Source organism: Rhodanobacter sp. G2-10 (assembly GCF_055809185.1).
Genome location: NZ_CM147900.1, coordinates 374,819 through 386,848 on the forward strand (window position 1 = coordinate 374,819; position 12,030 = coordinate 386,848).

The 12,030-nt window shown below is 58.9% G+C and carries 16 protein-coding genes and 1 pseudogene; 13 read left to right on the forward strand and 4 right to left on the reverse strand.

From position 1 onward, the window contains the following. Positions 1 to 14: 14 nt before the first annotated feature. From AC0L58_RS01620 to AC0L58_RS01630, 3 genes are all read left to right on the forward strand, one after another. Complete coding sequence (locus tag AC0L58_RS01620; RefSeq protein ID WP_473686021.1) at positions 15 to 494, forward strand: hypothetical protein; 480 nt, start codon at positions 15 to 17, stop codon at positions 492 to 494. A gap of 98 nt (positions 495 to 592) precedes the next feature. After that, positions 593 to 1,345: a TSCPD domain-containing protein gene (locus tag AC0L58_RS01625; protein WP_473686023.1), complete on the forward strand. Its 753-nt coding sequence runs from the start codon at positions 593 to 595 to the stop codon at positions 1,343 to 1,345. A gap of 228 nt (positions 1,346 to 1,573) precedes the next feature. After that, the gene (locus tag AC0L58_RS01630; RefSeq protein WP_473686025.1) at positions 1,574 to 2,125 is read left to right on the forward strand and encodes a hypothetical protein; all 552 of its coding nucleotides are present in this window, start codon (positions 1,574 to 1,576) and stop codon (positions 2,123 to 2,125) included. A gap of 510 nt (positions 2,126 to 2,635) precedes the next feature. On the opposite strand, the gene AC0L58_RS01635 is transcribed toward AC0L58_RS01630, so the two are convergent. Continuing rightward, positions 2,636 to 3,745 carry an IS91 family transposase gene (locus tag AC0L58_RS01635; RefSeq protein ID WP_473686027.1) on the reverse strand — a complete coding sequence of 370 codons (1,110 nt, stop codon included), beginning with the start codon at positions 3,743 to 3,745 and terminating at the stop codon, positions 2,636 to 2,638. Beyond that, entirely contained in the window at positions 3,742 to 3,897 is a 156-nt protein-coding gene (locus AC0L58_RS01640; RefSeq protein WP_473686029.1) for a hypothetical protein, read from the reverse strand. Before AC0L58_RS01640 ends, AC0L58_RS01635 begins: the two co-directional genes overlap by 4 nt. A gap of 210 nt (positions 3,898 to 4,107) precedes the next feature. Here AC0L58_RS01640 and AC0L58_RS01645 point away from each other — a divergent pair, with 210 nt between their 5' ends. Next, complete coding sequence (locus AC0L58_RS01645; protein ID WP_473686031.1) at positions 4,108 to 4,680, forward strand: hypothetical protein; 573 nt, start codon at positions 4,108 to 4,110, stop codon at positions 4,678 to 4,680. Further along, positions 4,677 to 5,651 (forward strand): RHS repeat domain-containing protein, encoded by a 975-nt coding sequence (locus tag AC0L58_RS01650; protein ID WP_473686033.1) that lies wholly within the window; start codon positions 4,677 to 4,679, stop codon positions 5,649 to 5,651. The genes AC0L58_RS01645 and AC0L58_RS01650 overlap by 4 nt, the downstream gene beginning before the upstream one ends. Positions 5,652 to 6,047: 396 nt before the next feature. Here the strand turns inward: AC0L58_RS01650 and AC0L58_RS01655 are convergent, their stop codons facing one another. After that, on the reverse strand, positions 6,048 to 6,179 hold the full coding sequence (locus AC0L58_RS01655) for a helix-turn-helix domain-containing protein (RefSeq protein WP_473688524.1): 132 nt from the start codon (positions 6,177 to 6,179) through the stop codon (positions 6,048 to 6,050). A gap of 149 nt (positions 6,180 to 6,328) precedes the next feature. Here AC0L58_RS01655 and AC0L58_RS01660 point away from each other — a divergent pair, with 149 nt between their 5' ends. Both AC0L58_RS01660 and AC0L58_RS01665 read left to right on the forward strand, forming a co-directional pair. Next, on the forward strand, positions 6,329 to 7,285 hold the full coding sequence (locus tag AC0L58_RS01660; RefSeq protein WP_473686035.1) for an RHS repeat-associated core domain-containing protein: 957 nt from the start codon (positions 6,329 to 6,331) through the stop codon (positions 7,283 to 7,285). Then, the gene (locus tag AC0L58_RS01665; RefSeq protein ID WP_473686037.1) at positions 7,264 to 7,689 is read left to right on the forward strand and encodes a hypothetical protein; all 426 of its coding nucleotides are present in this window, start codon (positions 7,264 to 7,266) and stop codon (positions 7,687 to 7,689) included. The genes AC0L58_RS01660 and AC0L58_RS01665 overlap by 22 nt, the downstream gene beginning before the upstream one ends. A gap of 64 nt (positions 7,690 to 7,753) precedes the next feature. On the opposite strand, the gene AC0L58_RS01670 is transcribed toward AC0L58_RS01665, so the two are convergent. Further along, positions 7,754 to 8,026, reverse strand: coding sequence for a hypothetical protein (locus AC0L58_RS01670; RefSeq protein ID WP_473686039.1), 273 nt, complete (start codon positions 8,024 to 8,026; stop codon positions 7,754 to 7,756). Between the two features lie 113 nt (positions 8,027 to 8,139). Here AC0L58_RS01670 and AC0L58_RS01675 point away from each other — a divergent pair. The 6 genes and pseudogenes from AC0L58_RS01675 to AC0L58_RS01700 all read left to right on the forward strand — a co-directional run. Then, positions 8,140 to 8,541, forward strand: a pseudogene (locus AC0L58_RS01675) (TSCPD domain-containing protein); the annotation flags it as partial. Between the two features lie 396 nt (positions 8,542 to 8,937). Further along, a complete protein-coding gene (locus tag AC0L58_RS01680) occupies positions 8,938 to 9,405 on the forward strand; it encodes a hypothetical protein (RefSeq protein ID WP_473686041.1) in 468 nt (155 codons plus the stop codon). A 168-nt stretch (positions 9,406 to 9,573) separates the two neighbouring features. Next, positions 9,574 to 10,137 carry a dihydrofolate reductase family protein gene (locus AC0L58_RS01685; RefSeq protein ID WP_473686043.1) on the forward strand — a complete coding sequence of 188 codons (564 nt, stop codon included), beginning with the start codon at positions 9,574 to 9,576 and terminating at the stop codon, positions 10,135 to 10,137. A gap of 137 nt (positions 10,138 to 10,274) precedes the next feature. Next, positions 10,275 to 10,757, forward strand: a complete 483-nt coding sequence (locus tag AC0L58_RS01690; RefSeq protein ID WP_473686045.1) for a hypothetical protein — start codon at positions 10,275 to 10,277, stop codon at positions 10,755 to 10,757. A gap of 107 nt (positions 10,758 to 10,864) precedes the next feature. After that, on the forward strand, positions 10,865 to 11,332 hold the full coding sequence (locus AC0L58_RS01695; RefSeq protein WP_473686047.1) for a hypothetical protein: 468 nt from the start codon (positions 10,865 to 10,867) through the stop codon (positions 11,330 to 11,332). A gap of 104 nt (positions 11,333 to 11,436) precedes the next feature. Then, positions 11,437 to 11,952, forward strand: coding sequence for a hypothetical protein (locus tag AC0L58_RS01700; RefSeq protein ID WP_473686049.1), 516 nt, complete (start codon positions 11,437 to 11,439; stop codon positions 11,950 to 11,952). Positions 11,953 to 12,030: the final 78 nt, after the last annotated feature.

Below are 12,030 nucleotides of genomic sequence, written 5' to 3' on the forward strand. Positions count from 1 at the left end.
AGGCACCGGCCGTGGTGCTGCCGGTCCTGCCCGAGGTAGCGCCGCCCGCGCCGGCGAAGAAAGCTGCACCCAGGAAGAAGGCCGCCGCCAAGAAGGCTGCGCCGAAGAAGAAGGCAGCTGCGAAGAAGGCCGCGCCCAAGAAGAAGGCTGCCGCGAAGAAGGCTGCGCCGAAGAAGAAGGCTGCGGCGAAGAAGGCCGCTCCCAAGAAGAAGGCCGCAGCAAAGAAGGCTGCGCCCAAGAAGAAAGCCGCTGCGAAAAAGGCGGTGAAGAAGACCACCGGGAAAGTGGCAAAGAAGGCGGCCGGCAAGAAGGCCGCGCCGAAGAAGAAGGCGGCGGTGAAGAAGTCCGCCAGCAAGAAAGCCGTCGTCAGGAAAACAGGCGCGACGGCCAAGAGGTCCACTGCCAGCAAGAAGGCAGCCGTCAAGGCAGCCCGGCCTGCTGCAAAGAAGGCCGCGTCTGCGAGCAAGAAGAAGGCTGCCCGCAACAAGAAGTGAGCCACACCCATCCGGCCCGGCGACGTGCCGGGCCGGATGCTTTTCACGCAACACACCGCGCTCCCCGCGGACCATCACGAAAACAAGAAGCGAACCCCATGGCAATCAAGATCAACAAGAAGATCACCGGCTACAACGTGGTCAAGCCCGAAGACAAGGTTGCCGCCGACGCGGCCAGCAACGCGGCGAAGCAGGCGGGTCCTGCGGCGCCCAAGCAGGCCGAAGTGATCCAGATGCACGAAAGTGTCGAGCGCCCGGAAACCCTGGTCGGCTCCACCTTCAAGGTCAAGTCGCCGCTGTTCGAGCACGCCCTGTACGTCACCATCAACGACATCGTGCTCAACGCCGGTACCAAGTACGAACAGCGCCGTCCGTTCGAGATCTTCATCAACTCGAAGAACATGGACCACTTCCAGTGGATCGTGGCGCTCACCCGCATCCTCTCCGCCGTGTTCCGCAAGGGCGGCGACGTCACCTTCATCGTCGAAGAGCTCAAAGCCGTGTTCGATCCGCGCGGCGGCTACTTCAAGTCCGGCGGCGTGTACATGCCCAGCATCGTGGCCGAGATCGGCTCGGTGGTGGAGCAGCACATGAAGAACATCGGGCTGATCCATGATCCGGAAATGGATGAGGCGACGCGGAAGCTGATTGCGGAGAAGCGCAAGGCGTATGAGGCGCTTGGGGCGAAGAAGGGTGGTGAGGCTGGTTCGGCGGAAGCTGAAGCGGGGGAAGGCGAGGCGCTGACGTTTCCGGCCGGGTCGATGATGTGTGACAAGTGCAATACCAAGGCGCTGGTGTTGATGGATAACTGCCAGACTTGCTTGAATTGTGGGTATTCGAAGTGCGGGTGAGGTAGGGCTCGCACATTGAGTCGACCACGGAAAGGGTGGCCGAGAGGCTGCCCTTTTTGGTTTTTGGGGCCGGTGAAACACATGGCGTGATTAGATTGACGGATTAGGCTGCGCGAAGAAGGGCAAGTGCTTGATTCTTTTGCGGTGGCTGCGTGAGCTGACATCCGGATGTCGGGATTAGGCTGCTGTATTAGACTGCATTCTGAAATCTACTTAGCGTTATGCCCCATGAATGAGACGATTCAGCGAATTGACCATGACTCCGAAAAAGCTCTGGAGTCCCTTGTTGGCTGCGAGGTACAGGAGCTTCTGAGCAAGAGCGCAACTATCGAGGTTGGTCAGTCTGTCCTTCAGGTTGTGTCGGTGTCGATACAGTTGGGTAAGAAGCGTTTTGTCGTCATCGAGAGTGACTGGGAAGACACGGCTCAAGAGTATTTGGACTATCACTGTTTGTCGGTCCGTACCGCAGGGTCACCGAAAGACATCAAGTACAACCCCAAGCCTCCGAAGGGTGGTGCGAACTACCAGTTTGATCACGTGCATTTAGCACTTGGCGCAAGCGCACCAGTTGCCAAGATTGAACTGCTAGAGAGCCGGGAGGTCGGCGTCGCGGAGTCTGTAACCTACGACGCTGGCTTGGTATTCACTCGATCCGACGGGCTTCGGTTCGCAATCGTACGCGAGGAGTCGATTCTTGGTGCCCTGCACATTGCTCACATACCTCAAGACATTGAGCGCCTCGTTCATGGGCTGCATGTGAGGTTGCGGTATGGGGCATAACATTTCGCTGCAGCCGACCGTCATACCGCTACGCGGTCTGCCGGCGGCTGAGCTCAGGCGTTAGTCGGTAGCTCGTGTTGGTTCTTCGTGTGGTGTGTTTCGCCCAGCTTCGCGCTGGCTTGTCGTCCGTCGCCGCAACAGCATTTCACGCAGCATCGCGGCAAGTCCTCAGCTTTCAGAGCTGGTAGTTTGTGGGGGTCGGTTGCTCATCGTTCTTCGCTTGTCCAACGAGAAAGGTTAGATCGTGATCGCGAAGCGAGCCGCGATCTGAACCGTTTGTTGGACGAGCCCGGTCCCCGTAGTAACGCTATGCAGATAGCTATTTGCCGATCAGCCGCAGCGGCCGGTGATCACGCGGCCATGGTGGCGGAAACATGCGTGGCAGTCGGTTGCGCGGATGCGCCACGCTGTTTTCGTGCCCTTTCACGCTGCCCGACGGTCTTTTGCGAGCACGCGCGTTTCGCGGCTTGCGGATGCCGATGTTCCCTGCGCTGACGGTGGCTATAGCGGTTACATCACCGGGCATTCCATGACTCCATCGGGCGGTCGATCACGCGTGGTTTGTCGTGGTGCAAGACGCGTGTGGATGACCCTCATGGCACCGCCGCAGCATGCGCACGTGAGTAGGGGGCGCGGCTTGAAGTAAGCGGCGGCGGCCAGGTTAACCTTGAGTAGCAGTTGCAGCAGTTGGATCAAACGCTTGCTGTTGGGGTGCAGGAAACCAAAGTTGCGCGCTCGCCGGAAGCGTCGGGGCAGCACGTGACGCAACACCAGCCACAGGAAGTCGGCCCCGGGCAAGGTGCGGGTTTGCCACTGCCGGGTTTTGCTGTCGAGGTAGCGGAAGGTGACCTGGCCGTCGCGACACGCCAAGATGTCTTGCTCGCGGATCACACCGCGATACAGATAGCGGCCCAGATACACCAGCGCCTTGGTGCCGCTGCCGACGGCCTTGCAGTCCACCACCCACGTTTTCGGATAATGCGCGGGCAAGCTCAGCCCGGCCTGGGTGAGTGCCTTGAGCAACATAGCCCGAAACACGGTGGCCAGCGCTTTGTGGGAGAACAGATACGGCGACGTGCCGCGGCTGCGTTTGACCCGCCACAGTCGCCGCTTGCGATCGATCGCCGCCGCCGGCATCACCACGTGGACATGCGGGTGATAGTCCAGCCGGCGCGAGTGGGTGTGCAGCACGGCGATGGCGCCGGGCGTGCCTTTGAGTTGTGTGTCGTTTTCGCTGAAGCGGCGCAAGGTTTCCCAGCTGCAGGTCATCATCGCGTCATACACCTGGCGCTGATGCGCCCACGCCAGGGCGCGTAGCTCGGCCGGCACGGTGAAGGTGAGCAGGAAGTACCCACCGGGCACCTGACGTTTGAGTTGCCGCTGCAGCCATTGCTCACTCTCGTGATGCTGGCAATGCGGACACGCGCGATGGCCGCACGAGTGCGGCACATACTGGCGCTCCTCGCACGCTTCGCATTGCACCTGCATGCGCGGGCTGCGCGCGGTACGGCAGTGCGCCATCGCGTGTAGGGCGCGGTGCTGGCTGGGCAGCAACTGGCGGCCGTGGCGAGCCAACAGGTCAGACTCGAAGGTGCGGATGATCGAGGCCATCGGGATCATCGGACCGCGCCCCAGCGGATCTCAAAGCCGGCCATCAAGGCGTCGATGCGCTCCATCGCGCGCTGGCCGGTGCGCTCGGTCAGGTGGGTGTACTTGGCTGTGGTCAGGATCGAGTGGTGGCCGAGGCAGTGCTGGACCTGCAGCAGATCCACGCCCGCTTCAATCGAAAACAGGGGTCAGAGTGCACTTTAAATGTGCAAGGCTTGGAGAAAGTCGACTCTGACCCTATTTTTCGGAGCGAGACCACTACGGGCTCCTGGATTTATCAGGTGCAGGCGTGTAACGCGAGCGGATGCAGCGCCTTCCGCGTCAGCAGCGGGGTGGCGGTGACGATACCGCCGGCCAGCGCACCGAGCCTGAGCGTGCCGACGAGCAGTGCCAACGGCAGCTACACGGTCAGTTGGAGCGCCATCAATGGTGCCACGACATACGTCCTGCAGGAGCAGGTCAATGGCGGCGGCTGGAGCACCACACAGAGCAGCGGAGCCACCAGTGACGCGTTCAGCGGCAAGAGTACCGGGTACTACGGCTATCGCGTGCAAGGCTGCAATGCCGGTGGCTGCGGTCCCTGGAGCGCGGTCGGCACCATTGCGGTGGCGCAGCCACCGGCCCCGCCATCATCGGTGACGGCACCGTCCTACGTGCACGGCACGGCTTACACCGTCAGCTGGAGTGCCTCGTCCGGCAGCACGTCCTACAACGTGCGTCGCACCAACACCGACACCGGTGGGTCGGCCATCATTGCCAGTACTGCGGCGACCAACGTCGGCATCGCCGCGCCCACCTCCAGCCAGACCTTGCAGTACGCGGTGCAGGCCTGCAACGCCAACGGCTGCTCGGGCTTCACAAACGCCCCCAACACCACTTACACCGATCGCAAGGGGGCACCGCAAATCGTGAATCCCGTGCCGCTCCAGCTGGGAGGCACGCCATGAATACCTGGCAGAAGATCGCGCTGGCCGTGCTGATGCTGATCGCCGGCCAGCTGCACGCCGAGGACACCGTGCACTACTACTACACCGATCCGCAGGGCACCGTGCTGGCCAAGGCCGACGCGACGGGCAATGTCATTGCGACCTACGACTATGCGCCCTACGGCAGTCAGGCGCTGGGGATGCCGCCGAGCGGTCCGGGGTATACCGGACATGTGAATGATCCGGATACCGGATTGGTGTATATGCAGGCGCGGTATTACGATCCAAGCGTCGGACGGTTTCTCAGCGCTGATCCAGTGAGGCCTTCACCGGGTAAAGCATTCAGCTTCAATCGGTATGATTACGCCAATAATAATCCAATAGTTAATACGGATCCGGATGGCAAGTATCCTTGCGCTGGCTCGTATTGTGACATATATTCAAGGGTCCCAGGAATTAGTAGGTGCCTGTACGTTTGCATAAGTACAAAAGGCAAGGATTCAGAAAAGACAATCGCACAAAAAATTAAGAGAAATTTGGGCTGGCTTGGTCAGGCAGTTGAGTTGGAGGGTGGCGTGCGCTTGGGGCTCAACGCCAAGGTGCGTGTAGGACCTGCCCAGATCAAGTTGGGTACTGGCTATCTTGGAGATTCGATTCGTGTGGACGCGGCTGGCCACTTGAATTTTGTTATGGCAGGCAAAGGGCCTTCCGGGTCACTGATGATGGGTAAAATTGGCATTGGAGCCGAGGGGGGTGGCTGGGAGACAAGGGTGCCGTTAGGTATGGAGGCCCCATACACAGAAACTCATAGTCCATCCTGGCATGGCGTTGCCCAATTTAGGGACGCCGAACTTGAGAGTGGTAAGGTTGGCTTTGACGTTAATATTATTTTAGTTCATCTTTCAGCTAACTTGAATTTGGGCGCGGCGGCTGTATCTATTGGCTACTGGGGAGATAGTAGCGTCAATCCCAATGAGGGTGCGTCACCATGATAATGGTAGAAAATAATAAAAAAACTGTCTTATTAAAAAAGCTGTCAAAGTTGAGCATGGCCCTTTTGGGTGCTTCGACCATCTACCTCTTTGTTTGTAGCATTATCATCGCTGATGGCGATGCTTTACGGTTTTTTTATGTGCATTACATTTCGTTGTATATATTGTATGTATTGTTTTTCTCTTACTGTTTTTTGATATTGGTCATATTCATATCTTCGATAGTTGTGTTTATAAGGTGCCGTATACCACAAGGAGATAGATCGAAAGCGATATTGTTTACTCTTATATTGCCATTTATTGGCATTCCATTTTTGTGGGTCTTCGGAATTAGTTTGTCAATGCCGAATGATGGGCATGACACTTCATCTAATACATCAACTAATGGGGACGTGGCTAATTAAGCCGGCAGCAGCACTCTGGCGGTGACGCATCCGCCCGCCGTCGCCCCAGCGACCGTCCGATGGCACGCAGGCTGTCGCCACACTCCAGTCGTCGTTGGATCTCCACTCGCTCTTCCAACCTCAGTTCGCTATATGTTCTCGTGGCAACAGCCTATGTCGGATCGGGCCAGGTGTTGCAGGCGGAGTTTGGAATTAATGGGGACGTGGCTAATTAAGTCGCAAGGGGGCACCGCAAATCGTGAATCCCATGCCGCTCCAGTTTGGAGGCGCACCATGAATATCTGGCAGAAGATCGCGCTGGCCGTGTTGATGCTGACCGCCGGCCAGCTGCACGCCGAGGACACCGTGCACTACTACTACACCGATCCGCAGGGCACGGTGCTGGCCAAGGCGGACGCGACGGGTAATGTCATTGCGACCTACGACTATGCGCCCTACGGCAGTCAGGCGCTGGGTACGCCGCCGAGCGGCCCGGGGTATACCGGGCATGTGAACGATCCGGATACCGGGTTGGTGTATATGCAGGCGCGCTATTACGATCCGAGTACGGGGCGCTTCATCAGTGCCGATCCAGTGGGGCCAAGTGCGGGGAATCCGTTCAACTTCAATCGGTATGCGTACGCCAACAACAATCCCTACAAGTTTACCGATCCCGATGGACGTGCGGCATGTCCGCCGAAGGAGAGCGGTTGTATCGATTCGCCGAGGACAGAGTCGGGGACAACACAGCAGGCGCCGATTTCAAGTCAGCAGCGAGCCGTTGATGGCCAAGTTCATTCGGCATCTAGAAATGATCGCCTTTCTGACGGAACGAAAATTGATCCCTCGGGGAAAGAGCAAGGGTTTAAGGCGTCGGCGGATGGCACGTCGTCGAATCCCATGCAGACAAGCTGCATGAAATGCAGTGATGGTTCAACGCGCGAGGTTGGATCATTCAATGTCGAAGCTCTTGGCCCTGGTGATAGCGGCGGTCACACGCATACAGAAAGAACTTCTCCCTTGCCTGGTCCGGAGGATGGGCGCTTGGCGAGTGTAACGGGCAAATCTGCGTACGTAATTTCCCCACGTGGCGCGTTCAGCATAGAAAAGACCGATGTTGGTTACAGGGTCAGACAGATCGATGGTGTACGGCTCGATTCCAAGGAGCGATCGGAGATCAAGACGACTATCAACGGGTGGAACCAAAATCAGGGAGGCTCTGGAGTCGCATGCAGTCCAACACAGTGCTAGTCCTAGCTGCGGCGGTAATTTTGACTCTTTCGGCTTGTGCGCACCAAAGAAGCTCAGAGCGGTTCAGTGCTTGTGTTCTTGGTGAGGAGTGCATTGTCGAGGGCAAATTGAATTTACAAGCAGGAGAACCGGCGTGGGCCGCGCTCGTGGAAAACGGGGATTCGTGCGCCAAGCTTGCACTTCCTGAAAGCTTTTATTCCGACGCGCAACTTTGGAACGGGAAAAAGGTGCGTGTGGCTGGGCGAGCCTTCCAGCAGCCGAAGTTTGATGACGGCGGTGGGATGGTAGTGCTTTGGTATACCGAGAAAGATCGAAAACTCGCGCTCGGCGTGTGCGATGGTGGTCCTGGCATTTACGTCGAATCGATGCGCTCCGGTACTGGGCAAGAGTGGCCAGCAAAATGAGATAGAAGCCTCGCCATGTAATCGACAATGAGCCCCGCATCGCGGGGCTTTTTGTTGGTGCGGCTCAGAATCCGCGCCGGGTGAGGGCGCGGCGGTAGGTGTCATCCCACGCCATGCGCCGCGACGATTGCGCGGCAGCGGCGAGCCATTGGCTAATGCTGTCCTGACCGTGCTGGGCCAGCCAGGCGGCGTCGACGCGCTGCGCGTCATCGAAGCCGTGCTCGGCGCCGTCGAAATCGCGCTGCTCGATCGCGTTGCCCTCGGTGCATAACGTGAGCTGCCAGCCGACCACGTGCGGCGGTTCGGGTGGCAGCGTGAGGCCAATGGCCTGGCACACGGCGGCCACCTGCTGCGCGAGTTCCGAATCCCGGAAACCGGGACGGAGGAAGTTAAATGACTCGTGGCTCGTTGGTTGCGTTTAACTTCCTCCGTCCCCGTTTTGGGTTTTGGGTGTTCCGCAAGGGCGGCGACGTCACCTTCATCGTCGAAGAGCTGAAAGCGGTGTTCGACCCGCGCGGCGGCTACTTCAAGTCCGGCGGCGTGTACATGCCCAGCATCGTGGCCGAGATCGGCTCGGTGGTGGAGCAGCACATGAAGAACATCGGGCTGATCCATGATCCGGAGATGGATGAGGCGACGCGGAAGCTGATTGCGGAGAAGCGCAAGGCGTATGAGGCGCTTGGGGCGAAGAACGGTGGTGAGGCTGGCTCGGCGGAAGCTGATGCGGGGGAAGGCGAGGCGCTGACGTTTCCGGCCGGGTCGATGATGTGTGACAAGTGCAATACCAAGGCGCTGGTGTTGATGGATAGCTGCCAGACTTGCTTGAATTGTGGGTATTCGAAGTGCGGGTGAGGTAGGGCTCGCACATTGAGTCGACCACGGAAAGGGTGGCCGGGAGGCTGGGAGCATGTTGAGTCGACCACGAAAAGGGTGGCCGAGAGGCTGGGAGCATGGGGTCAGGTCTATCATCGTAGCATCTCGATTGAAGCTGGCTTAGCCTCTCAGGCGATGACCGGTGAGGCGGCTGCGCCAACATGGCTGGAGATGGATGCTCTATCCCACCGGCAACGTCGATCAGGCCGATTCGCGTAGATTCGCGTAAACCGGGACCGTAAACCGGGACGGAAGAAGTTAAACCAGAAACGGGGTCCGGTTCAGTTATGAAGGATCTGGAAGTGAACCCGAGCCCGTTTTCGACTTTCCGGAACTCGATTTGTTACATATTCCAACCGCGAGCACCCAACACCCATGAACATGAAAACCCGATATGGCGCTGCCTCTTTTTCTGCGACACTAATGATTCTCTGCGCCATTGTGTCGCCGTCTGCAACCGCAGGCGTGTACACGGATGACCTGTCCAAGTGTCTGGTTTCCAAGACGACCTCCGAGCAGAAGGCAACTCTCGTCAATTGGATGTTTGCGGCAATGTCGTTGAATCCGTCAGTTGCGAGCTACGTTTCGATCCCTGAAGCTAAGCGCAAGGAATTCAATGTCAATATGGCCAAGTTGTTCGAGTCCCTCATAACAGTGACTTGCAAACCGGAGATGCAACTCGCTGTCAAATATGAGGGGGATGGTGCGCTTGCGGCAAGCTTCAACGTACTCGGACAAGTGGCTGGCCGGGAGCTCTTTTCCAATCCCGAGGTGGCGAAAGGCATGTCTGAACTGGACAAGTACATAGACAAGGACAAGATCAAGGCCGCCATCTCTCAGTAACCGCGTGCAATTCATGGTGACGTGGCTAGTTAAGTCGAAGGATACCGTTCGGGCGATAGGCTCGTGACGAAACGCCTTAGTCATAAGGAAAAGTGATGTAACAACCGTGAAGAAACCGCAGGATCAGAGTGCACTTTTCGAACCGCAACTCGGAACAGGCGCGCCGCCATGGGAATCTTGACCTTCAGCATCAACGTCACTCTCGACGGTTGCGTCGACCACCGGGAAGGCATCGTCGACGACGAGACACATGCTTTCTTCACCCGCCTCATGGACGAAAGCGGGGCGATGCTGTGGGGCCGCGTCACCTACGAGATGATGGAGAGCTACTGGCCGGCGGTCGCTCGCGGCGATGAGGAGGCGCCGGCAGCGATGCGCGAGTGGGCGGTCAAACTGGAGACAAAGCCGAAATACGTGGTGTCGTCGACGCGAACGAGGTTTTCGTGGAGCAACAGCCATCACATCGCCGGCGATCTGCGCACGGGCGTGCAGGCGCTGAAGGACGCGACCCCGGCCGGCGTGCTGCTCGGTAGCGGCAAGCTCGCGACCGCGCTGGACCGGCTGGATCTGATCGACGAATACAGGTTCCTCGTCCACCCCCTGATCGCGGGCCACGGCCCGATCCTGTACCAGGACGGGTTGCCCGGCACGCGACGGCTCGAACTGGTTTCGGCGCAGCCGCTCCGCAGTGGTGCGGTCGCCATGCACTACCGGCGCGCCCAAGTGCCCTGACAGGCGCTGCCCCAGGTCACAGACTCCGCGCGCTCAGGCTGCATAATCTTTCATCCACACTTGGCTTGCTCATGCTTCTTCGCAGATCGTTCCGCATCATGACGAGTGAGCCTGGCGGGACTCCTGGCTCCCGCCTCGTGGCAGTGGTTTTGCCTGCCGCAGCCTTCACACCATTCCCGTCTGTTCGCATGGCGGATTGGGTTGCTGGTGTCGAGGGCAAGCGTTTTGTTGGAAGCATCGACGGCCAGCGTTTCAAGCTCGGCCTCTTGCAGGAGCGTGGTGCAAGCGTTCGGCGCAGAGGCAGTGTCGTCGTCATTCTTGGCAGGCTTGAGGGAAATTCGCTGCAGGTTCACCTTCGCCCACCCCTTTTTGTCCTCGCGTTTCTGGGCATCTACGCGGTGGCTGTGTCGGCTGCGCTGGCTCTGTCCTTTTTTGGGCCGGCGAACACGCCCGCGGTGCACTGGCTGTTGGCCTGCGGTCTCATTTTTCCCGTCGCGATTGTCGTCTGGTCATTTCACCGCGAAGCCAATGCAGCCGAGCAAGCGTTGCGAGAGGTAGCCGCTGGTGGCGCAGGCGGAAGCCAAGGAGCAGCGTCAGGTCCACGTTCCGGTGCTCCGTAACTGGACCTGACCCTGCTTTCGAACGCTTCTACCTTGCTTCGTTCGCCACGTTTCGACATCACGCTCTTCCGAAAAGGCAGGGCGATTCCATTGCGGCCAGGACCAACATGAAAGCATTCGCCAAGCTTCGTCAGCGGATCAACCGGCGTGCCGATGGGTCGCGCCGTGGCCGCAACAGGCGGCTCGGCGGGGTCGAGGTGGCGGGGCTGCTTTTGCTTGTTGCGGGGATCGTGCTGTGGCTTGTTCATGCCACGCTGGGTATCGCGAGCTGGTGGGCGTTTCTGGCCGGCGCGATCGGCTTGCTGCTCGCGAAATGGGGAAACGCGGATCAGGGCGATGCCCCGGATGACAGCTCGCAACACGATTCGTACCTCGCCACGGCTGGCTATCGGCTGCTGCAGGCCGCGGTGGGTCTGGTGTTCGTTGGTATGGGGTTGTACGTGATAATTGACGGTACGCCCGACGCGCTTGCGCTGGTGACCGCTATCGTGTCATTGGTTATGGGTGGCAACGCACTCTTCGCGGCGTCGCGTGGGCGACAATCGTGGCTCTTCGCGATCGGGGCTGTTTTCTGATGAATTCGACGGGGCCGATTGCGTGCAGGAGCGGGGTCGGGTTCGTTTCCCGATGCTGCATAGCCGGACCCGACGCCGTTTCCATGGGATTCTTTGGGGGATTCATGAGATCGAAACTGTTCCTGATTTCACTCTTGTTCGCAGGCCCGTCGTTCGCGTCCAGCGTGGTGATGGTTGACGGCGCGACCTGGGGGTTCAAATTCGATCCAACCATCACGCAAACGCGCAAGGCCGGCTCGTTCGCCGGAAATTTCCGGTTCGAAGGGATGACAAAGGATGGCTTCATCGTCTCCGGCTTCGTCGAACCCGCCGAAGGCAAAGGCACCAGCGCTGCAGCGTGCAAGGACTACTACTGGAAGCGGGCGCTCAGGAATCCGGCGATTGTGCGCGAATCCGTTATTTTCGCCACCAGGCACGACAAGTTCGAAGTGGTCTCGTATGCGATTGAGGGCAGCGATCAAGGGCTTTCATTGGTCGCGGTCAATACCAATTACTACGGCTTCCGCGATGGAAAGTGCATCGACATCCATGTGTCCCAGGTATTTCCCGCGAAGGGGGAGCCGGACTATTCCAACTTCCTGAGTTTTGCAAAGTCCTTTGGCTACACCCAGGACCCGTGAACGAAGAAGGGAGGATCAGGTTCACTGCCTGGTCGTCCGCAACGAAACCTGACATCGTTTCCCCATGAGGCATCGCGC